This window comes from Candidatus Brevundimonas colombiensis (genome assembly GCA_029202665.1).
Taxonomy (GTDB): Bacteria; Pseudomonadota; Alphaproteobacteria; order Caulobacterales; family Caulobacteraceae; genus Brevundimonas; species Brevundimonas colombiensis.
Genome location: CP119326.1, coordinates 1,474,542 through 1,500,255 on the forward strand (window position 1 = coordinate 1,474,542; position 25,714 = coordinate 1,500,255).

A 25,714-nucleotide genomic window follows, 5' to 3' on the forward strand; every position below is an offset into this window, starting at 1 on the left:
GCCGCCGACTTGGTTCAGAGGTCGACCGGCTTGCCGGACTGTTCTTCTTCCAGGGTCACGGCGACGTCGGCGTTGGCCGACAGGCGCACCTTGTCGCCCTCCACATCGGCGACGAAGCCTTTTTCGATATAGTGGTGATGGTCGCCGTGGGCGCCGGTGTTCTCGCGCCGGGTCAGCTTGATGCGGTCGCCGTCCAGGCGGTCCACCGTGCCGACATGGACGCCGTCGGCGCCGATGACTTCCATGCCTTCCTTGATCTCGCTCATCGTCGTTCTCCTGGTTGAAACAGACTCCGGAAGAGGAGCGCGGCGGCATGGTTCAGGTTCCCGACGGATGGGCCGTCTGTGGTGGCGACAATGATAGCCGGTCGAGGCCAGCGTCCGCTTGCAGCCGGCGCACCTGTCGCCTTTGGTCAGGTTTGATATCAGATCGGCATTGAACGAGCGCGCACAGCCGCTTTCGCAGGCGTCTCGCCGGTGTCATGGGTGTCGCAATCCGCCCTGCGGCGGATCAGCCATGTGTCCAACCTGGGTTTGCATCATGACGCTTTCCAGACGCGGCCTTGTGCTTTCCGGCGCCGCCGGATTGCTCACGTCGGGGTGCGCCGGTGGGCTTGCCGTCTATGCCGGCGGCTCTCCGCAGGACGTCGCCGCAAAGACCGGCGTCTGCCATTCCACCTATGCCGTTCTGCGCGGGGGCGTCCCCGAACAGCCTGTCGTCCTTCATGGCTGCGGACCGTCCGACCCGAGAGGCGCGGACGCCCGCCAGTCAGGCCTGTCTGTCGTCATCATGTCATAAACCGGTGATTTTCGCGCCAAGCTTGACCATTAGGAGAGGCGCTTCCGAGGAAGAGGCCCGCCGTGGCGCACCACTTTGATGAAGGGCGCGCGCGCTGGCTGTTGCGGGAGATCATGCCGCATGAACCGGCCTTGCGGGCCTGGCTGCTGCGTCGCCGGGTGGATGGCCTCGACCCCGACGATGTGATCCAGGAGGCGTACAGCCTTCTAGCGGCGCGGGATCGGGTCGACGATATCCGGCACCCCAAGGCCTATCTGTTTCAGACGGCGCGGTCGCTGATTTCGGCTCATGTCAGGCGGACGCGGATTGTTCCCTTCCAGGCCCTTGACGATCTGGACGACGGGGATTTGCCCGAGACTGCGCCGTCGCCAGAGCGTATCGCCTCCGACCGGGATGCGTTGCGGCGGCTGGCCGAGGCGATCGCTGCTCTGCCGCCCCAGGCGCAACGCGCCTTGATCCTGCGACGGGTCCACGATTTGTCTCAAAAAGAAATCGCGCGGCGCATGGGCATTTCCGAGAATACGGTCGAAAAGCACATCGCTCGGGGCTTGCGATTGCTGATCGCCTGGCGAACGGGTGGTGGAAAGGCGCCGCCCCGATCCTCTTCCTTCATGCAACCAGCGACAGGCGCTCCCGATGGGCGAAAGACCGACCAGCCGACAGATCGACGACCAGGCCGCAGACTGGGCCGCCCGCCGCGACCGGGCCGTCCTGTCCGAGGCTGATCGCGTCGCTCTGGAGGCTTGGCTGTCGAGCGACGTCCGTGCGGCGGGGGCGCTGTTGCGCGCCGAGGCCGTGGCGCTTGAGACGCGGTCGGCGCGGGCGTTGGGGACGGACTTTGATCCCGGTCGATTTACGCCGGCCGGCGCGGCGGGATCGACGGCGCCTTCGCGGCGTCGGCTGCTGGCCTGGGGCGGGGCGGCGGCGGCGGCCTGTCTGGCGGCCGGGGCTGTGACGGTTCCCTTGCTGACGGCCGGAGAGGCGCACGCCACGGCGGTGGGCGAGGTGCGACTGGTGCCGCTGGCGGACGGATCGACCATGACCTTGAACACCGACAGCCGCGCCGTCGTGCGATTCGGCAAGGGCCGGCGCGAGGTCGAGGTCACGCGGGGCGAGGCCTATTTCGCGGTGGCGCGCGACGTCGCCCATCCCTTCGTGGTGAAATTCGGTGCGCGTTCGGTGCAGGCCATCGGCGGCGCCTTCACCGTCCAACGTCTGGATGCGGGACGTTCCGAGGTGACCATCCAGAGCGGCGACGTCCGGCTGGATACGGCGGGGGGGGATCGTCCGGTGGGCGCCAACGCCCGGGTGGTGCTCGGCGCCGACGGCGGCGCCGAGATGGTTACGGTTGCGGCGCGCGACATTGATCGGTCGCTGGCCTGGCGCGAGGGCAAGCTTGCCTTCGAGGGCGAGACCCTGGCCCAGGCGGCCAGCGCCTTTGCGCGTTACGGCGGGCCGCCCATTCGCATATCGGATCCCGGACTGGCGCAGGAGCCGATCACCGGCCTGTTCGCGGCCAATGATCCGGTCGGCTTCAGTCGCGCCGCCGCCCTGGCTCTGGATGCCCGCGTGCAGTCTTCGGACAAGGGGCTGATGATCGTTCGGTAAAGGCTGGGCGAAAGTTTCGTGACGCATGGCGGTGGCGGTGTTCTGCCGCCTCTTCGTCCCTGAAAGCGCCGTCGGCGCATCGGGGAACATCCATGCCTTCCAATCGCAGCCTTCTGTCGTGCGGCGTCGCCGCCCTGGTTCTTTGTGTCGCCTCCGAGGCCTCGGCCCAGACGCGCCGTTTCAATCTTCCGGCGCAGCCCGCCGTTTCGGCCATTCCCGAGTTCGCGCGTCAGGCCCAAATCCAAGTCGTGGCGCCCGCTCGCGATCTTGATGGCGTGCGAACGCCGGCCGTCAGCGGCGATCTGGACGTACGCGAGGCTCTGGCGCGTCTGATCGCCGGAACACCTCTGCGGGTGGCGGCGCACGAGGGCGGGGTGGTGACGCTGCGCTCTTCGGCTGCGAAGGGCGCGCCGGGCGTTCTGACCGGACGGGTGCTGGACCCGGCGACAGGTCAGTACATGCCCAACGCCGTGATCCGGGTGACCGACGCCTCGGGCCAACACCGCACCGTCCTGGCGGGCGAGCGCGGCGAGTTCCGCCTGACGGGTGTGGCGCCGGGCGAGGCCGAGGCCAGCATCAGCTTCACCGGCTATGTCGACCAGACGGCCCGCATCGTCATCCGGTCCGGCGAGACGGCGCAACTGGACTTCGATCTCTTTCGTCCGGGCCAGGGCGGTGAGGCGGTGGCGGTGGCCGATGTGGTGGTGACGGCCTCGTCGCGGGACGGCGACGCCCGCGCCATCATGAGCCAGCGCCGTTCCATGGACATCAAGAACAGTCTGTCCTCGGAATCCTTCGGCGCCATCGACGAAGGCAATGTCGGCGAGTTCATCCGCTATATGCCGGGCGTGGACGCCGAGGGCGAAGGCGATGACACGGTGCGCTATGTCCGCCTGCGCGGCCTGCCGCCCGAATACGCCTCGATCACCGTCAACGGGGTCAGCATGGCGGCGGCGGACGCCAATGCCGGGTCTTCGACCTCGCGCTCGTTCAGCTTCGAGCAGGTCTCGCTGAGCAGCATCGACGCCATCGAAATCTCCAAAACGGTCAGCGCCGACGTGGACGCCAACGCCCCGGCGGGAACCATCAATCTGCGTACGAAACGCGCCTTCGACCGTCGGGGACGCAGGATCACCGCCTCGGTCTCGGGTTTCACTCATTCGGACATGTGGAACGACCGGGTGACGGGGCCAGGCGAGGGTGAACATGAAGCGCGCGTCATCCCGAACGGCCAGATCGAATATTCCGATGTCTTCTTGAACCGGCGTCTGGGCGTGGTGGCGTCGATCAGCCAGTCGAACACCTATACGGAGATGGAGCAGTCCTACTATCCGCGCTCCTACGTCCCCAATACGGTCAGCCCAGACCCGATGGCGATGAACAGCATCTTCGTCCATATGCGCGGGCAGGAGGTGTCGCGCTTCGCCGGGTCGCTGACCCTGGACTGGAAGGCGACAGACCGTCTGATCCTGTCGCTGGCCTCGATCTACAACAACTCCTACCTGTGGTCCGGGCAGCGCAATTACAGTTTCACGACCGGCGCGCGCACCTATGGCGTGATCGGCGACGCAGCGCTCGATTTCACCACCCGACAACCGGCGAGCGCCGAGGGCGTATCGGCGGGATCGAACATCATCGCCAAGCGGGGCGAGGGCACGACAATCGTGCCCAGCTTCGAATATCGGGGCGACTGGTTCCTGCTGGACGGCGCCCTGTCGTATTCGGATTCCACCAGCACCTATGATCCCTTGAAGGAGGGCGCGGTCTACAGTTTCGTGACCGCGCCGTGGGCTTCGGGGAACTTCAGCCTCTACCGTCCGGGGATCGACAGCACCCAGTTTCGGATCCAGCAGGTCAGCGGTCCTGACTGGTCCGACCCGAAAAGCTTCTCGCGCGCCAACGCCCTGACCTTCAACACCGAGGACGGACGTTTCGCCAGCACCGAACTGACCAACGGCGGGCTGAACCTGACGGTGGACGTCAATACGCCGTTCGCGCCGATCACCTTCAAGACCGGCGTCAAGGCCAAGCGTTCGGTCTATGATTTCGGCAATGAGCGCGTGGCCCATCAGTATCGCTATGCCGGCCCTCTGGGTGTGGCGGACTTCATGGCCGAGAACGCCAGCGCCAATGGGCTGAACTTCAACGACATGGGCATCGAATACGCCTCGCTGTCCGGCTCGAACACCCTGTTCATGCCCAGCAACTACAAGATCGGCGCCCTGTTCCAGAGCCGACCCGACCTGTTCCAGCCCGTGCTGACGGCGGCCAACTATTACACCGCCTATATCGCCAACCGCCGTCACTTCGAGGAGGATTCGAACGCGGCCTATCTCATGGCGACCTCTAAGCTGAACGACCGCCTGACGCTGCGCGCCGGTCTGCGCTGGGAGGAGACCCTGACCCGTTCGCGCGAGGTCGATCCCTTGTCCGTCGCCGATGTGAAAGCGGCGGGATACGCGGTCTCAAGCACGACCGGACGGGCCACCACCATCGACGGGCTGAAGTATCAGTTCGAAAGCCGCCCTCAGGTGGATCGCGAAGGGAAGTACGATCACTTCTTCCCCAGCGCCTCGGCCAAGTTCGCCATCAGCGACAGTATGGACCTGCAACTGGGCTACAGCCGCACCATCCGGCGGCCCGAGGTCAATGTTCTGGCGGGCGTCTGGTCTGTCAATGACGAGGACCGGATCGTCACGGCTCCCAATCCGGGGTTGGAGCCCGAACTCTCGGATAATCTCTCGGTGCGTCTGGCCAAATATTTCGAGCCGGTCGGCCTGGTGGCGTTCAACTATTATCGCAACGACGTGAAGGGCCTGTTCCAGACAGAGGAAATGACGGCCGAGGAGTTCGGCTACACCGGCGCGGAATACGCCGGCTACACCTTCCGCACCACGCGTCGCGTCAGCGGCGATGCGATCAGCATCGAGGGCTATGAGGTCGAGTTCAACCACAGCCTGACCTATCTGCCGGGTCCGTTCGACGGCCTGACCGTGCGCGGTTCCTTCACGCACAACAGCCCCCAGATCCCCATCGCCGGCTCGGCCGAGAATTTCGGCGCCCTGTCGCTGGCCTACCAGAAGGGGCCGCTGCGGCTGAACCTGAATACGGCCTGGAGCGGCGACAAGCTGAACAGCGTCGCGACCGGCTCCTACATCAAGGCGCGGACGGCCATGAACCTGTCGGGGTCGTGGAACATGCGGCGCGGCGTCAGCGCCTTCTTCTCGGTGCGCAACCTGCTGAACGAGCCGATGAATATCATGCTGCCGGGCGTGGATACGCCGAACGGCCGCATCGCCGACCACGCCGGCGACTATCGCGAATACGGAATGAGCGGCAGCTTCGGCGTCAGGGCGGTGTTCTGATGGCGGCGCTGCTGACGGATCGCCGCCGCCTGCTGGCGGGGGGCGGCGGGCTGCTGCTGGTGTCGGGCCTGCCGGTCCGATTGGCGGCGGCCCCGCGCCTGGGCGACTATCCCTTCAGCCTGGGCGTGGCCTCGGGCGACCCGGCGCCGGACGGATTCGTCATATGGACCCGCCTGGCGCCGCGTCCGTTGGACGAGCATGGGGGGATGCCGCTGCGCCCCGTCGCCGTGCGCTGGGAGGTGGCCGAGGACGACCGTTTCGCCCGCATCGTGCGCGGCGGCGAGGCGATGGCGCGCCCTGAACTGGCCCACAGTCTGCACATCGAGGTGGCGGGACTGAACCCCCGTCGGCCCTACTGGTACCGGTTCCGATTGGAGGGCGGCGACGCCAGTCCGATCGGCATGGCGCGCACCGCGCCCGCCGCTCACGACGACCCGGATCGGGTGCGTCTGGCGGTGGCGGGCTGTCAGCACTATCAGGGCGGCTGGTTCGACGCCTGGCGGCATCTGAGCCAGGAGCCTGATCTGGACGCCGTCTTCCATTACGGCGACTATATCTACGAAGGCGGGCCGGTCGCTGATCCGCCGGTCATCCTGGACGCCCGGGGCCGACCGGCGGATCGTCGCCATGTCGGCGGCGAGCTGTACAGCCTTGACGACTATCGTCGCCGCTACGCTCAATACAAGACGGACCCGGACCTGCAGGCCGCCCACGCCGCCGCCGCCTTCATCGTCAGCTTTGACGACCACGAGGTCGATAACAACTGGGCAGGCGATTTCGACCAGGACGGCACGCCGCCCGAGGCCTTCATCCTGCGCCGCCAGTCGGCCATGCAGGCCTGGTATGAACATATGCCGGTTCGCCGCGCCCAGATGCCAGGCGCGCACGGCCTGACCATGCACCGTCGACTGGACTATGGACGGCTGATGCGCATGCATGTGCTCGACACCCGTTCCTACCGCAGCGGCCAGCCGTGTGAACGCCCGGACGAAACCCATTGCCGGCCGCCCAGGGCGTCCGATGTCACCATGCTGGGCGCGGCCCAGGAAGGCTGGTTGGCCGAGGGTCTGCGAAACGAAGCGGCGTGGAATCTGATCGCCCAGCAGGTTTTCGTCATGCCTGTGCTTCGAAAGGCGCCGTCGGGCGAAGTGCGGGCCGGCGGCGGCGACACCTGGGGCGGCTATCCCGAGGCGCGGGCGCGGCTGGTCAGGACCATCGCGGACCTGAAACTGAGCAATGTCGTGGTGGCGTCCGGCGACGCCCATATCCACGCCGTTGGAACCGTGCCTCTCCGAGACGACGAGCCTGACGGCCCCGCCGCCGCCGTCGAATTCCTGGCCACCTCCATCGCGTCGGGCGGGGACGGCGCCGCCGAGACGGAAGGCACAAAGGCCATGCTGGCCGGCAGTCCGCACATGAAGCTGGTCAACGCCCAACGGGGCTATCAGACCTTCGACGTGACGCCCCGCGAGTGGCGGACGGACGTGAAGGTGCTGGACCGTATCCAGAGACCGGGCGGCGCGCTGAGCACGCTGGCCTCCTTCGCCGTGGAGCCGGGGCGGCCTGTTCTGGAATAAGGCGATTGGTTGATGATGGCCTGCAAAGGCGCCGCCGATGCCTGGCGTGCGGCTTCCGGCCTCGCCGAGACCGGGGGTATGAGCGCAGTCGTGAGGCCTTGAGCACCGCGCTGAACAACAGCCTTGCGCTCATCCAGCGCTATGTCTATTGATTGCAAACCATTCGCAATTTGTCGCGAGTGTCGGTTAGGCGCCGCCCTGGGGGGAGGTCGCTGCGCGCAAGGCGATTAATGTGGGGCGGACCAGGCTTCAATACCAGGAGTTTGAAGAGCAGCGCCAAAACCTCATCCGCTATGCGAGTCGGATCACAGGCAACCGTGATCATGCGGAAGACGTGGTGCAGGAAGCCTATGTGCGACTTGGCGAGATGGCCAGGAAACAGCAACTGGCGAGTCCCGGTGGCTATCTTGCCCGGATTGTCCGAAATCTGGCGATAGATCGGCTGTGGCGGTCGCGCCGGGACGGCGAAGTTTTCGCTCCGGATGGTCAGGTCGCCCTCGAGAGTCTGGCCGCCGACCAGCCCACGCCGGAGCAGGTCGTCCTTACGCGGAATGAACTGACCCGGCTGGAGGCGGCTCTTGCCGAACTGCCCGAGCGCGTGCGGATCGCCGTTGAAATGCACCGGTTCGGGGGTGCGAGGCTGCGTGAGATCGCCGCCGAACTGGGCGTGTCCGTGACGGTCGCGCATGAGCTGGTCGTTACCGGCGTCGCCCATTGCCGTTCGCGGCTGCGGTGATCCGTGATGAAGCCGGGGAGCGAATTATCCGAAAAAAGCGGCTGCTCGACAGTCGATATCAAGTGACGCCTGTGAAGTCGGCGCCGGGGACAGTCTTTTTGATGCAAACCGGGCGAGGAGACTTGGATGACTGAAGCTTCTGACCCTGACCGGAAACGCGCCGAAGCTGAGGCTCTGGACTGGATCGTCGCTCTGCAGGAGGCGCCGGAGGATCACCAGGTGCGGAGGCGTTTCCGCCAATGGCTCGCCGCCGCCCCTGCCAACGCCAGGGCCTGGGACGAGAGCGCGCGGGTCTATGCAGGGATAGGCGAGACCCGCCCGGTCCATTCCGAACACTGGGCGAGGTCGCGTGAACGGCATGACGCCGTTCCGATCCGTTCAATCTCCGGCGCTTTCAGACGTCAATCGCCGCCTGGACCGAGATCCGAGGCGCGTCGCGCCGCCGGCCGGGTGCGCAGACCCATGGCGGCGGCTCTGTCTGCTGCCGCGGCTGCGCTCGTAATCGCCGTCGCCTTGCCTGAAGCCACCGTGCGTTGGCAGGCCGACGCGATCGCCGGGACCGGCGAGGTGCGCACGATGACGTTAGCGGATGGAAGCCACATCAGCCTGTCGCCAGGTTCGGCTGTCAGCATCGACTATTCTGCGGCGGATCGGCGGATCGGCCTGATCCGAGGGCAGGCATGGTTCGACGTGCAGGATGACCCCAGGCCGTTTCATGTCGTCGCGCGCAATGTCGAGACGACCGACATCGGAACGGCCTTCGAGGTCGGGCTGACTGACGGCGCGATCCGTGTCGCTGTCGGACATGGGATTGTTCGCGTCGACGATGCAGGGACCGGGCGCACGATTTCGGAACGGCTCTTCGCCGGGCAGACGGTATCCATGGATCCGACCGGGAAAGCCGTGCAGGGATCGGCGCCATCTGAACTGATTGGCGCCTGGCGCGATGGACGGCTTGCTGTCCAGGATCGGCCGGTCAGCGAAGTCGTGGATGCGCTGCGACCTTGGTATCGCGGCATGATCCTGGTGCGTCCTGGCGTGCTTGCCGGGCGACGCGTCACCGGCATCTATGACCTGCGTGATACGGCGGGCGCCATGGCGGCCCTGACCCGCGCCCACGGGGGGCGCGTCACGCAAGTGACGCCGTGGCTGCTGATCCTGTCGGACGATTGAGCGCTGCTGAAATATTTAATCTGAATAACTGATTGTAAAATATACCGAATATGTCGTGAAGCCTGAGCCCGTCTCATTATTTGGCGAAAAAAACTCGACCTCCTCTGTCGATACAATGTGAGGATGTTGCTCTTGCATCGCGTTTGCAAGAAAAGACCGACAGCGTCCCTCATCAAATGGTGTCGACGGAGGACGATGGATGACGAACGATTGGGGCCGAGCAAGCCGGATCAGGCGGCGCGCGCTATGGGTGGGCGTCTTGCTGGCGACGACGACGATCTCGGGCGTCGCCTGGACGACCCCTGTCGTGGCGCAAGCGCGCCAGGGACAGCGGAGCTTTAGCATTCCCGCGCAACCGCTTTCCTCGGCCTTGGCGGTCTTCGGTCGTCAGGCTGATCTGCAGGTCAGCGTGCCTGCCGCTCTGGCGAACGGCCGCAATTCAGTCGCCGTGTCGGGCGCGATGAGCCCTGGAGAGGCGTTGGGCCGGTTGCTCGCCGGGACCGGCCTGACCTATCGCATTAGCGGGAACGTGGTCACGCTGGAACGCGCGCCCGAGACCCAGCCCGGAACAATCCAGCTGGGCGCCGTGCGGGTCGAGGGGGGCGGCGCCGGTTCGGTCGGCGGCGATGGACATGTTGCGGGTTGGGATGGGTCGGGCGATTCCATCTATGTGACGCCGGGATCGGTCAGCGTGATCACCCGCGACCAGCTGGAAGCCTATCCGGCGCAGGCTCCGGCCGACATGCTGCGCGGGACAACGGGCATCATCTCGGGCGAGGCGCGCAGCAGCGGCGGTCTCGATGTCAACATCCGGGGTCTGCAGGGACAGGGGCGTGTGCCCGTGACGGTCGATGGCGCAATCAACGGGACGACCGTCTATCGCGGCTATCAGGGGACAAGCAACCGCAGCTTCGTCGACCCCGACTTCATCAGCCATGTCGCCATCGAGAAGGGGCCGTCGATGGGCAACGCCATCGCGGGCGGCATAGGCGGCTCGGTCTCGATGAAGACGCTGGGGGTCGACGACATCGTCCCTGAGGGCGACGTCATGGGCCTGCGGTTTATGGCTTCGCTGACCGGCAACAATACGACGCCCGGATCGAACATGACGCGGAACATTCTGGAACCGCTAAGCTTCTATGGTGATCCTCTGGCCGCGACGCGCGGGCGCGGCAGGCCTGGCGTGCTGACGCCCGGCGGCGGTTCCGCCAGTCTCGTCTTCGCCCGCAAAGATGACAGGGTGGATCTGCTCGCCGGCTATTCCTATCGCAACACGGGCAACTATTTCGCGGGCGCCAGCGGCAAATATGCGCCCAAGGCGACTGGCGCCCTGTCGCCGTTCTGCGCGGCGGGCACCAATGAGGCGGTGCTGAAGCAGCTCTGCGAACGGGCTGTCGCCTTCTATGACATGCATGGCTCCACATCGTTTGTGGGCGGCGAAGAGGTCTACAACACGTCGAACGAAAGCGAGTCGGTGTTGCTGAAGGCGGTGATCCGCCCCGCCCAGGATCATGTCCTGGAACTGGGTTATGGCGGCTATCGCAGCACGTTCGGCGAGAACTATCCCGGCACCCTCGCAAGCACCACGGGCGCGGTCTTTCAGAACACGGTCTTGTCCAAGACAGAACTTGATCGCTTCACGGCGCGCCATCGCTGGAATCCGGACAACGATCTCATCGACCTCAGGCTGAACGCCTGGCTGTCGAAACTGAAGGAGAATGCGCCTTCCTTCTATAACTCCGACCTGTCGCGCCGTTATGTCGACAGTTGGGGGGCGGACGTCGGCAATTCATCAAGGTCGCCGACACCCATCGGCCAGTTCTCCGCCGACTACGGCGCCTCCTACCTGCATGAAAAGGCCGGGCCGAGAGGAGGCTGGTCGGTCGTCACCTCCAATCCGCCCGGTCGCGAAGGCGCCCGCAGCGAATACAGCCTGTTCGCCGATACGGCGCTTGAAGCGACGACGTGGCTGCGCCTGACCGCTGGGGGGCGATACCAGAACTATACGCTTGAAGATCAACAGTCGGGCACGGTCCATTATGGCGGTCGCCTGAAACGCAGCGAGGATGCGTTCAACTGGTCGCTGGGCGCGATGGTGACGCCGCTGGACGGGCTGCAGCTGTTCGCCAACTACAAGCACGCCTCGCGCCTGCCGTCGCTGCTGGAGGCGACCACCAATTTCTTCATGGTGGCCAATCCCGATCTCCACAAGGAGACCGCGCAAAACTGGGAGGTCGGCGCCAACTATCTCCGCTACGACGTCTTCTCGCAGGATGACGAACTGGGACTGAAGCTGGTCTGGTTCGACAACGACATCGATGGCTACATCTCGCGTCGATACCTGCTGCAGCAAGCCTCGATGCAGATGTACAATATTGATCGGGCGCAGTTCAGCGGGCTGGAAGCCAATCTCAGCTACAGCGCCGGGGGCTTAAGCCTGGATGCGGGCGTGACCTATTACGACAGGATACGGTTCTGTCGCCCGGGCGAAAACTGCATCGCCAGTTCGTTGGCCTCGGATTACGCCACCAACTACATCCCGCCGGATTGGTCCGCCAATCTGTCGGTCAATCAGAAATTCCTGAATGACCGGGCCATGCTCGGAGCACGCCTGACCTATATGGGCGACCGCTCGATCGGCGCCGAGAAGCCCCTGACGGGCTTCCTGCCCTTGATCACCGCCGTTGATTGGCATCCCTATTTGCTGGTCGACCTGACCGGCAGCTTCAAGGTGAATGAGGGGCTGTCACTCAACTGGAGCGTCGATAATCTGACCGACCGCTACTATACGGAGCCGATGAGCCTGGGCTTCATCCCGGCGCCGGGGCGGACGTTCCGTATTGGTCTGACCCAGACCCTGGGTTCACGCGGCGGTCTGGGGTTGGCTGACTGGTTCGGCGGGGCGGACCCTGTCGATGTGGTCGATTGGACCGGCCCCTACGCGGGGTTGGACTTTGGCTACGGCTCGGGCCGGACGGAAGGCGATGTGACCGACGGCGCAGGCAAACCGTCTGATCTCGAAAACGGCAGCCGCATCAACGAAAAGCCGCGCAACTTCGTCGGCGGTCTGCATGCGGGCTATAATTATCAGTTCGCAAACAATGTCGTCATGGGTTTGGAAACGGATGTCACGACAGGCGACCTGGCCGCCTGGTCAGGCGTGCGCGTCTCCTCCACATCGGGCGAAAGCCCCAGCATCGCCTCATTGCGCGCCGCCAGTATTCTGGAGTCGGACACGCGCTACAAATGGGACCGGCTCATCACCCTGCGCGGCAAGCTGGGCTATTCGCTGGGCCAGACCCTCGTTTACGCAACCGCCGGCGTGGGTTGGATGCGTGAAACCCAGTCGCGCAATCAGTACCGCTCCACCCCGCCTGCGAGCCGGAGTGATTTCGGCATCAGTTCGTATAGTCCCGGCAGTATTCCGCTCGAACACTATTTCACCGAGCAGGATCGCCATGTTCGAACCGGGGCCGTTCTGGGCGCCGGGGTCGAGCGCGCCATCGACGTCCGGTGGTCGCTGCGCGCCGAATACAACTACGCGCACTTCGGCCGCGAGACCTTTGAGTTCGAAGACGCGCGCGCCGGCGTCGGCCTCGCCTACAACTTCTCAGGCTTCGTGCGGGACCCCGTAACGGGAGCGCGAGTGCGTGTGACGTCGTCGGGCCCGGGCAGCGTCAATATTATCCAAGGACGCAAGGTCCGTTCCGATGCGGATCTTCACACCGTCCGCATCGGCCTCAGCTACCGTTTCTGACCCCAGCCCCAATAGGAATTCAAAGATGACCGACACGATTGATCTGCCCCGGTCCAAGCGGCTGAAGGCGCTGACGCACGACATCCATGATCGGCTGGACAAGTCGATCATGGAGGCCTCGTCGTTCGACAGCCTGGAGGGCTATGGCCGGTTCGCCGGGGTGCAGTGGACGTTCCACCGCGATATCGACGCCCTCTATGATGATGCAGCCCTGATCGCCCTGCTGCCGGGACTGGCCGAGCGTCGGCGCATGGCCTTGATCGCGGCCGACCTTGCAGATCTGGGTCTGGCCCTTCCGTCGGTCGAGGCGCCGCCGGTCTTCCTGCGGGATCGGCCCGCGGATGTGGCGACGGCCCTGGGGTGGCTCTATGTGGCCGAGGGCTCGAACCTGGGCGCCGCCCTGTTGCGCAAGGAGGCGGCCAGGCTGGGCCTGTCCGACAGCCATGGCGCGCGGCATCTGGCCCCGTCGGGCGGCGGACCGGCCGCCCACTGGCGCGTCTTCACCGGCGCGCTGGACGCTGCGGTCCTGACCGGTGATGAAGAAGCCCGCGCCGTCGCCGGAGCCAAAGCCGCCTTCGCGCGAGTTCAGGCCCTGGCCAATGCCGCCCTTCGCTGAGGTCACGACGATGGCGATGGGCCAGGGCTCCTTGCGAGCTGGATGGCTGGTCCTGGGTCTGATTTTGGTCGGTCTGGGTTTTGTCGGCGTCTTCGTGCCGCTGATGCCGACGACCATCTTCATCATCCTGGCCGCCGCCTGTTTCACGCGGTCGTCGCCCCGCTTGGAGGCCTGGCTGCTGAACCATTCCAGGTTCGGGCCGACGCTGCGCGCCTGGCGGGCCGAGGGGGCGGCGCCGCGCCGGGCGAAGATCGCCGCCTGCCTCGGCATGGCGCTGGGTTACGGCCTGTTCTGGCTGGCGGTCCGGCCCGGTCTCTGGCTCGGGCTGGCCGTCGCAGTGGTCATGGCGGCCTGCGCGATCTTTGTCGCCTCGCGTCCGTCGCCGGGAGGCCGGGATGGCGGTTGACATGACATCGGTCCCGCCTCCGTCAACGCCGGATTTCCGGCCCCGGGTCGGCTCTCGACCTAAGGGCCGGTGGGCCGTGGGCGTTGCGGTCTCGCTTCTGCTGCACGCCACGCCTTTGATTGTCGCGGGCGGCTTCTGGATGTCGCGTCCGCCCCGCATCATGCCGCCCGAGACCGTGTTTGAGGTCGAGCTGGTTCGCCTGCAGGCGCCGCCGCGCCCGCCGTCCGAACAGCCGCCCGGCCCGACCCAGGTCGAGGCCGTCGCCCAGAAGCCCGTGCCCAAACTCCCCATCCAGCCCCGCCTTCAGGTCGCGGCCGTCACCGCCGTCGAGCCGTTGCCGGCCCCGCCACCTCGACCAGCGGTCGCTGCCGAGACCCCGCCTGCGCCCGAAACCACAGCCCCGCCCAGCCGACCCGCGCCGCCCGCCGCCTCGACCGCCGCCGCGTCTCAGACCTGGCAAGGCCGGCTTCTGGCCCATCTGGAGCGCCACAAACGCTATCCGGCCGAAGCCCGCGCGCGACGCCTGCAGGGCGTGGCCTACGTCCGCTTCACAATGGACCGGCAGGGCAGGGTGCTGTCCGCGGCATTGGAACGCAGCTCGGGCCACGCCGCCCTGGACCGCGAAGCCCTGGCCCTGCTTGAGCGCGCCCAGCCGCTGCCCGCGCCGCCCGCCGAGACGCCCGGCGAACGCATCACCCTGACCGTCCCGGTCGAATTCTTCACGCGGCGGCGGTGACGGCAGGAAAGGCGGACGGTCAGTTTTCGACCATGAGGCCAATGTCGGTAGCCGGCGTCATTCAGCCGTAAGCCCCTCGACTTTCGCCTTGCGGGAAAACTGTATGGCGTATGCCTAGGTCGACGCCGAACATGCCCATCACCAATATATGGACAACCTCCTCCTGTCGGCGATCTGCTGCGCTGGTCAGTTGCCGGTGGTTGCGAGCGGTTCCAACAGAAGAACTCAAGAGGTTTCAGAAGTTGATGGGGGTCGTCTAAAAAGATGGCCGAGCGAATGACGCTCGGCTTAGTTTCTGCAGGAAGCCCCGGGAACGAGGCCCTCGGCCGGACGGCGAACGTCCGGCCGAGGCGCAAGCGCAGGGGAAGGCGCTTGTTCGTGTTCGGACGATTACGGCATCCGGAGGGGACCCGATGCGCCGCTGATCTGAGTGACATCGAGGACGCCGGACACTTGGCAAACGGTCGGCGAACCGGAAACCAGGGCCGTGGTGGCCGCGATCTGGTTCGCGCCGCCCCAGTTAAGCGTCAGAGGCGTCAAGGTGCCGGTGCAGGTGCCCGCACCGGCTTGGACGCTGACGTTCTGAAACTGGAACTGGCCGGTGTTCACGCCGCTGGAAATCTTCACGAGATCCCAGTTGGTTGTCAGAGGGCGGATCAGTGACCCGCACAGCGTGGTGTTGCCAGGACTGAAGACAACACTCGTCGTTTTTGCATTTCCGGCGGCGTCGACAGCGATATCCATCGTGACATGACAGGAAACATTCGGAATCGTCTGATAGAGTACCAAATCGCCTTCAGCACGATAGGTTCCGGGCGCCGTTGCGAAGTCTGCAGCACTAGCGGAAGCGGCGCCAAACAAGGTGATAGCAGCAATGGACGAGGCTACAGCAAGCATCTTATTCATGATCCGTACCTTCTTCGTCAGAGTTGATCTAGAAAATAATTTTTCTAGCAGTGATATATTATAAATCAACCGCAGAGAGTCAATGTTTATTTCAGAACGTCTTGGATATTGAGACTCCTAAGATTCTGGGGTCCAGGGTGAATACGTTCGTGGTTAACATCGTGTCGTCGCTGTTTGTGAACGCATCGACTATTGGACTGTCGTCAAAGACATTTTTTACATAGGCGCTGACTGTCACCCCAGATGAGGCGTTCTCAATCGCAATCGAGACGTTCGCGTTGCCCCATCCCTTAAGGCGGTCGTATTCGGTATTATAGACGCGGAAGTAGCTCTCAGCTTGACGATAGTAGTCTCCTCTGAGGGTGATATCCGTGTTGCCTATATTCCAGACATATTCGGCGCCGATGCTGGCGGTCCATCGCGGCGAGTTCGGCAGTTCATTCCCGCCCAGATCCGCCATGAAGCCGCGGCCGTTGTTCGGCGCGTCTTTCAGCGGATTATAGGTGATGCCGTACAGAGCCCAGAAGGGGGTGCCGCCGACAAAGGTCGGATCGAAGGAGCCGTAGCTCTTGGAGCCGCCGCAGAGAACCTGAAGCGCGAGCTGGTTCAAACTGTCGCCATAGCTGCTGCGGACGATCTTCTCGACGATCGCGGTCGGCGCCACACAGTTCGACGGCACCTGGACCCAGGGGCGCAGCACCATCCAATCCGGATTGCCCTGCGTCCGGTTCATCACATCGATGGAACCTTCCCCATCGGCGATACGGGTTTTGAGATAGCCGAAGTTCGCATTGATCCGGAAGCTGGGCGTCACCTGATAGGCGGCTTCCAGTTCCAGCCCCATGCTTTCCGCATCGAAGTTCTCGTTCAGCGAGATGCGATCGACGATCTGAGAGACCTGATAGTCCTTATAGTCGTAGTAGAAGGCCGTGGCGTTCAGCCGCAGACGCCGATCCAGCAGATTGCTCTTGATCCCCACCTCATAGGCGTTGAGGAATTCGGGGTCGAAGACGCTGGACTGGGGCAGATACTGCACCGTGCGCGGGTTGATGTCGGCGCGGGGCGGGTTGGTTCCGCCGCCCTTGTAGCCGCGGGCGTAGGAGACATAGGCCATCAGATTGGCTGTCGGCTTCCAGTCCAGCACCAGGCGTCCCGTGGTCTCGGCCCAGTTCTGCTCGATATCGGGAAGCGCCACAAAGCCTCTGGCGATCGAGCCGCCGGTCAGGTGCCCGTAGCCGAGGCTGTCCCGCGTCCCCAACAGCAACTGCGTGGGGTAGGGCGTCGTCGTCTTGCTGTCGTCGGTGTAGCGCAGGCCGGCCGTCAGGCGGAAGGCGTCAGAAAGATCGACATAGGCCTCGCCGAATATCCCGTAGGACTCGGTCGTCACCTCGTTCTTGCTGCGGAAATAGTTATGGCCGTCGCCGGCGATGTTGGCGATCGAGGACCGGTCAACATAGACACATTCGTTCAGGCTGCCATCCGTGCAGGGGATGGACATGCCATCGCCTGTCTGTCCCGGAACAAGAATCTGATTGTACCACTGCTCGGCGATCAGGGTGAAGACGTTGTTGAAGACGTAATAGTCATCCTTGGTGTCGAACTTCAGATAGTTCGCGCCGAGGTTGAAGTTGAATCGTCCGTCAAAGTTCGATTGCAGACGGAATTCCTGGAAGAATTGCTCGTTCTTCGACGTGCTCAGGTCGACAGCCAGCATCCGTTTTGATGGTCCGAGTTGCGGGTCCGTATATACGCCGCCCGGAGCCGCATTATATTTTGTCTCGTGGATCTTCTGTGGTCTTCTATAGATATCTATGTAGTCGTCATAGTCGCTGCGATTGAATATCTCGTTGGAGACATACCGCATATAGTCCTGGGTGGACCAGAAGTCGTCCTTTGCAAAGGTCGTCTGGGAGACGAATTTCAGGGACGGCGACAGGTCGAATTCGAGATTCAACTGATAGACATCATTGGTCGCACGGAACCGCGGATCATAGCTGGTGGCGATCTCGCGAAGGTTCGTCGACTGGGTGACGCCCGCATAGGGGTTTAGGCCCTGGGAAACGCCGTTGGCCCCAGTGAACCTGCCGTTGACGAGGCGATTGCCGTAGGTGACATTCGCCGCCGCCCAGATCTGCCCCATGCTGGTGCCGTTGGGTGTGCCGTAGGCCGCATCGTCGAAGAGGCTGCCGGGCTTGCAGCCCTGGCTCAGAACCCCCCTCAGGAAGGCACTTGTGAGGGTGTAGCTTCCCACCTGCGTGGGGCCCGGATCGGTCGTACAGAGTTGCTTGCCGGTTCGCGCGCGATTGTCGTCCTCGCCGAAATGCTCCCAGATCAGGTTGGCGCGGAAACGTTCTGTCGGTTCCCAGGCCGCCGACAGACGGACCGAGTGCAGATCGCGCCCGTTGACGTGAGTTTCGTTGAAGGTGTTGTAGTCGAAGCCGTCGCGCTTGGTCAGGCCGGCCGCCGCCCGAATCCATAGGGTGTCGGTCAGCGGGATATTGATCATCATCTGGCCGCGAACCGAGCCGTAGTTGCCCGTCTCAGCCTTCAGCATGGCGTCGAAGTCCGGACCCGGCAGATTGGGGAACATGTTGACGACGCCGGCCGTCGCGTTGCGCCCGTAAAGGGTGCCTTGCGGTCCGCGCAGGACCTCGACGCGGTTCACGTCGAGATATTCCTGTTCGAACAGGCGATTGCGGATCAGCGGGGTGTTGTTGAAGCTGACCGCCACCGCTGGATCTGACGACGCCGACACTGCCTTGGTCCCGATCCCCCGGATCGAGAAGTTGTACATGCTGAAATTGCCCTTGGAGAAGGTGACGTTCGGCACGGCGCGGAACAGTTCGGACCCGCCCTCGATCTTCATCGCATCGAGGTTTTCGGCCGAGAAGGCCGAGACGGCGATCGGCACGTCCTGGATCGATTGCTCACGCTTCTGGGCGGTGACGACGATGTCCGCGACGGTCGTCGGCTCCTGAGCGTCCTGGGGCCGCCCGCCCAGGTCGTTTCCCCCGGCGTCCCCCTGGCCCGAACGCACCAGACGCACAGCGTTCGGACCGAAGAATTCGGCGCTGAGGCCGGTGCCGGCAAGGAGCTGTTGCAGAGCGTCCTCAACCGGCAGATCGCCCGAAACGGCGTGGCCGCGCAGCCCGGAGGTGAGGGACTGATCGGCGGCGACGGAGACGCCGGCCTGACGTCCGAACTCCAACAGGCTCTGGGACAGAGGGGCGGGCCGGATGTTGAACGACGCCACCGCAGACTGGGCCGCCGCCCCCAGCGGCGCCGCCGCAATCAGCAAGGCGCCGCAGCCAGCCCCCGCCAACATGCGCAAACGCGAAAAACGGACATGCGAAAGCCGCAACATCATAGGCCTCTCCCTCCCAAGAGATCGTTGTTTTGAAGGGATTGACGATTCAGTCGGGAAAAACCCTACCTCGCTCCGGCAAATATTTTTCGGTTTCGCGAAGAACCCTGGAACCTGACCGGTTGAGGTGGAATCGCTTCGCGATTCCGCCGATGCCGTGAATCAGCCTTCAGGCAGGGCTGGAGCGAAATCAGAGCCGCGCCCAACTCGACCGATTTCGCTCTAGGCAAGCGGCTTGAGCCGGTCCTTGCGACCGTTGGTCTCAACATGTGCGTTCAGCAGCAAGGCCAACCGTTTCACCGTGTCGGCGCGGTCATCGATCACCAGCCTCAATGTCACGTGACGTCGGCCTAGGTCGACGTCGGCGGCAAGGGGACGTTCATAGAAGCGATTGACGTCCTGCACGATCTGATCGACCGAGGTGTCTTCATAGGTCAGGACGCGCTGACGCCATTCGTCGACCGCGCCCGGCGAGATCTCCGAAATCTTCAGCGGCGTCTGGGCCACGTCGGCGGTGTCGCGGATTTGAAGTCGCTGACCGGCGCGGAGAAAAACGGGTTTGTCGTTTCCCGCCAGACGCCGGACCTGGACGACGCCTTCCTTGACGGCGACGTCCAGGCTGTGATCGCGATTGCGGACGTTGAAAGCCGTGCCCACAGCGCGAACCTCATATCCCGCCGCGCGGACGAGGAAAGGGCGCTCCGGATCCTTGTGCACCACGAAAGTCGCCTCGCCCTCGCTCAAATGCACCAGCCGCTCACGGGCGTTGATGTCGTAGCGCGCCTTTGTCACCACGTTCAGTGCGAGAATGCTGCCGTCCGGCAATTCCTGGCTGCGCTGTTCGCCGACGCCGGTCATGGCCGATGGCTGATGAAGCCTCCAGCCCGCGCCTAACGTCAGGCCTGTCACGCCGAGCACAAGAACAGCGGCGATCGCCGTCCGACGTCTGATCGGCCGGTGATCGGTCCGGGGCGCGACGCTTCCAACCGCAGCCAATTCCCCCCAGACTTCGTGCATGCGGTTAAGCGCAGCCTGATGCAAAGGATCGGTGCGCCAGGCGTCGAACGCCTGGCGTTCGTCCAGCGACATCGGGCCTCGCCGCTGAGCGGCGAACCATCGGGCCGCTTCTTCATGAATGTCGTCGTTTAAGAACATGAGCGGAGCGCTATCGACCGGGGAGGGCGGACTATCCCTATAGACGAACGAACGGCGCTATTCCCTACCTGTCGAATTCTTCGGCGTGCATTTTCCGGGTGAGATCCAGCATCGCCGCCGAAATATGCTTTTCCACCGCCTTGATGCTGACGCCCATGGCGCGCGCGATCTCGAGATAGCTCAATCCGTCGATACGATGCATCAGAAAAGCCTTCCTGCGCCGCTCCGGCATGGCTTCGATCACCTTCATCGCCCGACGGAGACGATCGTTGGCCAGCAGCGCGCGCTCAGGATCGGCTTCGGGAGACGGATGATGATCGCTCGCCGCGTTCGATCGGAAAACCTGGGTCGCCAAGGCACGCGAGCGGAGCCGATCAATCACCAGGTTCCGGGCCAGTCGGTACAGGAGGTGCGTCGGCGCCGCCACCGGCTCGCGGGTCGCAGTCTCGACCAGCCTGAGGCACGCATCCTGCGCCAGATCGGCCTCTTCCCCTGTGACGCGGCGCGTTATGGCGTGCAGACCGGCGGCGCTCGACCGAAAAGCCTCGTCCAAATCCTGGACCATTGGACTAGGTGCTGGCGGCTTCACTACGACCCTCCCGGGACCATCGTTCGCTCGAGGACACTGTGGTGTAAGGTTGGCGTGCGCGTCAATCCACGAGCGATCCTAGAAGCGCCGCTGCAACGTCACCCGCACGGTCCGGCCAAGCGGGTCCTGGACGTCGCGACCGTATCCTGGTGCAGCGGAGCCATTGCTGAGACGCGCTTCCCGGCGGGCATCGAACAGATTCTCGATGTCGAAATTGAACTGAATGCCTCCGCCTCTACGTGGAGGACCCGCTTCGACCGCCTTCCTCGATCCGTCTGGAGTCAACTGAAGACTCAAACGCAGATCGACCGTCGTGAAGGGCGCGACGACGAGATCGTCCAGCCCGTCCTGCCCGCTGACGCGGCGGGTCCGATAGCCGTCCTGCCATTGTGCGGAGACATTCGCGCCCCACGGCCCTCGCCGCGCATCGACCATCAAGCGGGCGCTCTGCCGCGACAGGCCGCCGCCATCGCCTTGCAGACGATTCAGTTCAGCAAGGCCGGCGCGGAGTTGAACCAGGCTCGACATTTGAAGCGTATGATTGATGGCGATGCGCAGCACGGTCGCGCGATCCCCGCCAGGTCGCGTCGGGCGTGGAAGGTTGAAATTCAGGCTCGTGCTCAGGCTCTCGCTCAGGGTTGAGTTGAGGTTCATCGGACGGTAGTCGATGCTGGTCAGGCGCCCTTGCGGATCGCGTCGAAAACGGTCGGGAAACGCCGCCTCCACATCCTCGGTCAAACCCGGCAGGGCGCCGATGCCGTCGGACGCCTTGGCGCGCTGGTAGGTCAGGTTCGCCAAGACCGCCCAGGAAGTGAACGGACCAAGAGCGGTCGTGAGCGAGAACCGTTCGGATTGGGGCGGTACCAAGTCTGGATTACCGCCCCGCAGCGGGAGAATCTCGACCGCTTCGCCGTTTCGGAAGTCGAAGACGACGATTGGAGCGCCGTAATACTCCGGCTCCGTCCTGACGATATCTGGCACGCTCTCCGTTGATCCGGTCCATTCGCCATTGAGCCGGATGCCACGGCGGGGGCTCCATGACAGGCCCGCGCGCAATTCCTCGCCTCCACCGCCGCCGCCTTGCCTCACGCCCGCGCCGAGCGTCGCCGCGAGTTCGCCGATCAGCCGGCTGGGGAATGAAGCGGCGTCCGCCTTCGAAAGCGGAACCGCAAGAAGGCCCTGAAGGTCTTGGGACTGGAACGCGTTGTCTATCGAGGCTCCATCCCGCGTCCCGACTGTGCGGTTCGTCATCAGACTGGTGTTCAGATTGGCGGTCAGCGCGCCGGCCGGGAGTTCGACAAGCGAGCGACGTGCGGATCCAGTGGCGGTGAACGCCTGGGACTCGTTTCTGAGATCCTGAAGCCCACGTTCACGGCTCCAGGCCGCGCGCCCATTGAGGTTGGTTTGCAAGAACCACCCGAGAGCCTGCCCGCTGAATCCCGCCGAAGCTGTAAGGGTGTCGGACGACCGGCGCGTCGCGACCACCTCGTCTCCAAAGCGCACGACGGCATGACTATCCTGGGTCTGGCCATTCACACTGAATACGCCCGACCAGTCTCCAAACGCTCGCGTCGCGCTGAAGTTGGCGGCTACGGAGGCCGATTGAGGCCGGATCGTCACGGCCTCGTCATCGGATGCGTCCCGCGCAAGATAGCCCTTCCGTTCGCCCGCCCTGAGCGCCGTGTCACGCGTCAGTCTCAGGCCAATCTGTTGAGTGTTGCGGCCGGTGATGGCGGAACGTCGAAGGTCGCCCGAAAGCGAGGATGCCCCTCCCTGGGTCGGCCGCGCACCGACGAGACGGCCGTCGTGACTTGAGAACTGCGGCTGCAGAACGAGGTTGATGACCCGCTGTCCGGCGGTCGCGCCATAGAGTCCACCCGCCCCCGGCGGAAGCACCTCAGCACGCACGAGCGCGTCGGGCGGGAAGCCGGTATAGGCCGAAAGATTCGGCGTGGGCTGCCCGTTTATGAGAACCATGGGCTGCTCGCCAAGTGAGAGGGTCTCACCCATCCGCTGCAACACTTCGTCAATGCTCCACGCGCGAAGCGCGTCGATGTTGGCGCCATCCAATTCGAGTTCCGGCAGCATGAGCGCGGCGCCGCGACGGCCGAACACCTCGACATCGTCGACTTGGACGGGATCATTTTGGGCCCGAGTGATGACTTGCGTTTGCGATGTCTCCACCAGTTCTGGTGCGGCGCCGCCATGCGTCGCGACGAAAGCAACGATTAGCGGCAACCAAGCCATCTCCGCGCCTCGCTGAAAGAGCCACAACTAGGGGTGGATCTTAGGGGGGCTTACTCGCAATGACTAGGCTCAGGACCCATTGATATGAACCAGGCTCCCAAGGAGCACCGCAGGGTGCTCTCCGCCGTATTGGAGCGCAGCTCGGGCCACGCCGCCCTGGACCGCGAAGCCCTGGCCCTGCTTGAGCGCGCCCAGCCGCTGCCCGCGCCACCCGCCGAGACGCCCGGCGAACGCATCACCCTGATCGTCCCGGTCGAATTCTTCACGCGGGGGCGGTGACGGCAGGAAAAGCGGACGGTCACGACCAGACCGCAAGCAATTGTCTCGCGGGGTTTGTCGCGTCGTCGCCATCGTGATCTGGGCCAGATGAGCCCGGACCTAAGACTCTCGTCATGGCTGGATGAGAAACGGCGCCACGTCATCGAACAGAGCTTCGAGTTCACACTTATCCCATGGCGGCCGGTGATCGAGCGCCAGCTTGGGCGCGAAGTTATGGGGATCATACAGGGAGATCGGTGGCGTGGCGGTTGGGAAGGCAGCCGGGATTTCCCTCCGAACACTCAGGAACAGGTTTCAATCGTTGAAGCTCGCCGAGCCGTTTGGTCAATCGCCTCGGCAACCGTGTGATAAAGCGCGGGCGGCAAGTCATGACCCATGCCTTGGATCATCATGAGTTGCGCATTTGGGATCGAAATGGCGGTATCCTCGCCGCAGGCTGGAAGAATGAGCGGATCGTCGGCCCCATGCACGACGAGCGCGGGAACCGTGATGGTTGCCAGCCGTGAACGACGGTCGCCGGTTACAGCTATCGCCGCGATCTGCCGCGCGGCGCCGGCAGGATCATATGCGCGCTGGATTTCTTCCAGCACAAGGAGACGGTGAGCCTCGTCGTCGAGTGGATATCGAGATCCAGAGATGCGTTGCGCGAAGGCGACGGACTGCGCCAGAAACCCCACTTCGTCCGAGAAGGGATCGGGGGCGGGCCGCGTCATCATCGCCATGACATCCGGCGCGGCTTGCGGAAGCCCGGCATTGCCCGTGCTCGACATGATCGAGGTCAAGGATAGCACGCGTTCGGGATGCTCGCTCGCCATGATCTGCGCGATCATGCCGCCCATTGATCGACCGACGACATGCGCCCGATCAATGGAGAGCGTATCGAGCAGGCCTATTGCGTCCTCGGCCATGTCGTAGAGGGTATAGGGAACATCCGGCCGTTGTCCGGCCATAAGCCTTGCGGCCAGCGCCCCGAAATCCGGCGGAGAGCATTGGTTGAAATGTGTCGAACAGCCAGCGTCGCGGTTGTCGAAACGGATTACGCGATAGCCGCGCGCCGCCAGTTCGCCGCAGAACGGACCCGTCCATCGGATCATCTGCGTGCCCAACCCGGCGATCAGCAGGATCGCTTCGTCGGCTTCGTCGCCGAAGCTGTCATAGGCCAGTTGGATGCCGTTGGAGACAAGGTTGGGCACGCGCATAAGACCAAAGTTCGATGAGTTTTAATGTCCGGACAAAAATCGTGCGTCAACAACACCCGCGTAATATTGACGGCAAGTGTCACTCTGAAGGGCTGCACTATCAGAGGCTCAAGCCGGCGCCGAAGCTCGGCGAAGAATGCCGGCTGCGCCATATCGGAGCGCTGAGGAGATGCGAGCCTCCGGCCCCCCGACCGTGAGTTCGTGGGACGCCTCTGGGTTCTCATCGCCGAACGCGCGATGGTCTTGAACGCGCTGTTTGCTGTCCGTGTGCTGCCGAAAAGCAAAAGGGGTTAGCAGTCGCCTGCTAACCCCTTGGAAACTGGTGGAGCTTAGCGGAGTCGAACCGCTGACCTCTTGCATGCCATGCAAGCGCTCTACCAACTGAGCTAAAGCCCCGGACCTTGCGGTCTGGTTCGCCCGGTTCATCTTGCGATGGCCCCCGGCGAGGCGGCGGAAACTATGTCAGGCTTTTTCTGCGATCAAGCCCGTTTCGAGATTTATTTTCACCGCGTTCCTAAAGGTGAAAATATGCAGATATTTCAAGCCGAAACGGTTCAAAACAGCTGCGGTCCCGCCGCAACTTCCCTAGCGGGAAATGCGGCGGGCGCAACAGAAATCCGCGCTTATCCCCACAAAGCGAGGCGGCGCCGACTTCGGGGTGGATATCAGTCGTCGTCGCGCGATGGCTTGGCGATTTCGTCGTCGATGGAGTCGTCGTCCTCGTCCTCGATGAAGGGGACGGAATCGTCATCGTCATCGGCCAGCAGGTCGTCGTCATCGCCGTCCGTCGAACCCATGCCGGGCTCTTCCGAGGCGTCGGCGGGCGAGTCATCATCGTCGTCCGGCGTCAGGATGGGCTCGTGGCCTTCCTCGTCGATTTCGGGCGTGGAGGTTTCAGTGTCCTCTTCGTCGTCGTCGCCGTCGGTCGTCTTGGCCTTGACCTGATCTTCGGTATCCTCGTCGTCGGCCGGATAGCCGGGACGGGCGCGGCGGCTGCGCAGCTTCATTGCTTCTTCAGGATCGAAGTCCGTGCCGCACTTGGGGCAGTGGGCCGGGCGGCGGTTCAGGTCGTAGAATTTCGCCTGGCAGTTGGGGCAGACCTGTTTGGCGCCCAGTTCGGGATTGGCCACGGGGGGACACTTTCAACGGGTTGAATTCGGGGCGGTCCCTTGCCACCCCTTAGGGCCGCTGTCAAAAGCTGTC

19 protein-coding genes, 1 tRNA gene and 1 pseudogene are annotated in these 25,714 nt (G+C 64.1%); 12 read left to right on the forward strand and 9 right to left on the reverse strand.

Going from position 1 to position 25,714, the window contains the following annotated elements; genetic code table 11:
* Positions 1–14 precede the first annotated feature (14 nt).
* Positions 15–266 carry a DUF2171 domain-containing protein gene (locus P0Y50_07035; GenBank protein WEK41356.1) on the reverse strand — a complete coding sequence of 84 codons (252 nt, stop codon included), beginning with the start codon at positions 264–266 and terminating at the stop codon, positions 15–17.
* A 645-nt stretch (positions 267–911) separates the two neighbouring features.
* Between P0Y50_07035 and P0Y50_07040 the strand changes: the two genes are divergently transcribed.
* The 10 genes from P0Y50_07040 to P0Y50_07085 all read left to right on the forward strand — a co-directional run bounded on the left by P0Y50_07040 (position 912) and on the right by P0Y50_07085 (position 14,772).
* Positions 912–1,523 (forward strand): sigma-70 family RNA polymerase sigma factor, encoded by a 612-nt coding sequence (locus P0Y50_07040; protein WEK41539.1) that lies wholly within the window; start codon positions 912–914, stop codon positions 1,521–1,523.
* Positions 1,435–2,406 (forward strand): FecR domain-containing protein, encoded by a 972-nt coding sequence (locus tag P0Y50_07045; GenBank protein ID WEK41357.1) that lies wholly within the window; start codon positions 1,435–1,437, stop codon positions 2,404–2,406. The genes P0Y50_07040 and P0Y50_07045 overlap by 89 nt, the downstream gene beginning before the upstream one ends.
* A 92-nt stretch (positions 2,407–2,498) precedes the next feature.
* Positions 2,499–5,771 carry a TonB-dependent receptor gene (locus tag P0Y50_07050; protein ID WEK41358.1) on the forward strand — a complete coding sequence of 1,091 codons (3,273 nt, stop codon included), beginning with the start codon at positions 2,499–2,501 and terminating at the stop codon, positions 5,769–5,771.
* Positions 5,771–7,348 (forward strand): alkaline phosphatase D family protein, encoded by a 1,578-nt coding sequence (locus P0Y50_07055; GenBank protein ID WEK41359.1) that lies wholly within the window; start codon positions 5,771–5,773, stop codon positions 7,346–7,348. Before P0Y50_07050 ends, P0Y50_07055 begins: the two co-directional genes overlap by 1 nt.
* 232 nt (positions 7,349–7,580) lie before the next feature.
* Positions 7,581–8,084, forward strand: a complete 504-nt coding sequence (locus P0Y50_07060; GenBank protein ID WEK41360.1) for a sigma-70 family RNA polymerase sigma factor — start codon at positions 7,581–7,583, stop codon at positions 8,082–8,084.
* A 462-nt stretch (positions 8,085–8,546) separates the two neighbouring features.
* Positions 8,547–9,257, forward strand: a complete 711-nt coding sequence (locus P0Y50_07065) for a FecR domain-containing protein (protein ID WEK41361.1) — start codon at positions 8,547–8,549, stop codon at positions 9,255–9,257.
* A 250-nt stretch (positions 9,258–9,507) separates the two neighbouring features.
* Positions 9,508–13,014 carry a TonB-dependent receptor gene (locus P0Y50_07070; protein WEK41362.1) on the forward strand — a complete coding sequence of 1,169 codons (3,507 nt, stop codon included), beginning with the start codon at positions 9,508–9,510 and terminating at the stop codon, positions 13,012–13,014.
* Between the two features lie 25 nt (positions 13,015–13,039).
* Positions 13,040–13,630: a biliverdin-producing heme oxygenase gene (locus tag P0Y50_07075; protein WEK41363.1), complete on the forward strand. Its 591-nt coding sequence runs from the start codon at positions 13,040–13,042 to the stop codon at positions 13,628–13,630.
* On the forward strand, positions 13,614–14,036 hold the full coding sequence (locus P0Y50_07080) for a YbaN family protein (GenBank protein WEK41364.1): 423 nt from the start codon (positions 13,614–13,616) through the stop codon (positions 14,034–14,036). Before P0Y50_07075 ends, P0Y50_07080 begins: the two co-directional genes overlap by 17 nt.
* 76 nt (positions 14,037–14,112) lie before the next feature.
* Positions 14,113–14,772: an energy transducer TonB gene (locus tag P0Y50_07085; GenBank protein WEK41365.1), complete on the forward strand. Its 660-nt coding sequence runs from the start codon at positions 14,113–14,115 to the stop codon at positions 14,770–14,772.
* 390 nt (positions 14,773–15,162) lie between these two features.
* On the opposite strand, the gene P0Y50_07090 is transcribed toward P0Y50_07085, so the two are convergent.
* The 5 genes from P0Y50_07090 to P0Y50_07110 all read right to left on the reverse strand — a co-directional run bounded on the left by P0Y50_07090 (position 15,163) and on the right by P0Y50_07110 (position 23,033).
* On the reverse strand, positions 15,163–15,678 hold the full coding sequence (locus tag P0Y50_07090) for a hypothetical protein (GenBank protein WEK41366.1): 516 nt from the start codon (positions 15,676–15,678) through the stop codon (positions 15,163–15,165).
* A gap of 91 nt (positions 15,679–15,769) precedes the next feature.
* The gene (locus P0Y50_07095; GenBank protein WEK41367.1) at positions 15,770–18,976 is read right to left on the reverse strand and encodes a TonB-dependent receptor; all 3,207 of its coding nucleotides are present in this window, start codon (positions 18,974–18,976) and stop codon (positions 15,770–15,772) included.
* A gap of 288 nt (positions 18,977–19,264) precedes the next feature.
* Positions 19,265–20,197, reverse strand: coding sequence for a FecR domain-containing protein (locus P0Y50_07100; GenBank protein ID WEK41368.1), 933 nt, complete (start codon positions 20,195–20,197; stop codon positions 19,265–19,267).
* Between the two features lie 64 nt (positions 20,198–20,261).
* Entirely contained in the window at positions 20,262–20,762 is a 501-nt protein-coding gene (locus tag P0Y50_07105) for a sigma-70 family RNA polymerase sigma factor (protein ID WEK41369.1), read from the reverse strand.
* A 102-nt stretch (positions 20,763–20,864) separates the two neighbouring features.
* The gene (locus tag P0Y50_07110; protein WEK41370.1) at positions 20,865–23,033 is read right to left on the reverse strand and encodes a TonB-dependent receptor; all 2,169 of its coding nucleotides are present in this window, start codon (positions 23,031–23,033) and stop codon (positions 20,865–20,867) included.
* An 84-nt stretch (positions 23,034–23,117) separates the two neighbouring features.
* Here P0Y50_07110 and P0Y50_07115 point away from each other — a divergent pair, with 84 nt between their 5' ends.
* Positions 23,118–23,312: an energy transducer TonB gene (locus P0Y50_07115; GenBank protein WEK41371.1), complete on the forward strand. Its 195-nt coding sequence runs from the start codon at positions 23,118–23,120 to the stop codon at positions 23,310–23,312.
* Between the two features lie 138 nt (positions 23,313–23,450).
* Positions 23,451–23,617, forward strand: a pseudogene (locus P0Y50_07120) (DUF3363 domain-containing protein).
* On the opposite strand, the gene P0Y50_07125 reads toward P0Y50_07120, so the two are convergent.
* The 3 genes from P0Y50_07125 to P0Y50_07135 form a co-directional block, all read right to left on the reverse strand.
* Positions 23,594–24,511, reverse strand: a complete 918-nt coding sequence (locus P0Y50_07125; protein WEK41372.1) for an alpha/beta hydrolase — start codon at positions 24,509–24,511, stop codon at positions 23,594–23,596. The pseudogene P0Y50_07120 and the gene P0Y50_07125 sit on opposite strands and share 24 nt — an antisense overlap.
* Before the next feature lie 320 nt (positions 24,512–24,831).
* A tRNA-Ala gene (locus P0Y50_07130) sits at positions 24,832–24,907 on the reverse strand.
* A 269-nt stretch (positions 24,908–25,176) separates the two neighbouring features.
* Positions 25,177–25,641 carry a TIGR02300 family protein gene (locus tag P0Y50_07135; GenBank protein ID WEK41373.1) on the reverse strand — a complete coding sequence of 155 codons (465 nt, stop codon included), beginning with the start codon at positions 25,639–25,641 and terminating at the stop codon, positions 25,177–25,179.
* Positions 25,642–25,714: the final 73 nt, after the last annotated feature.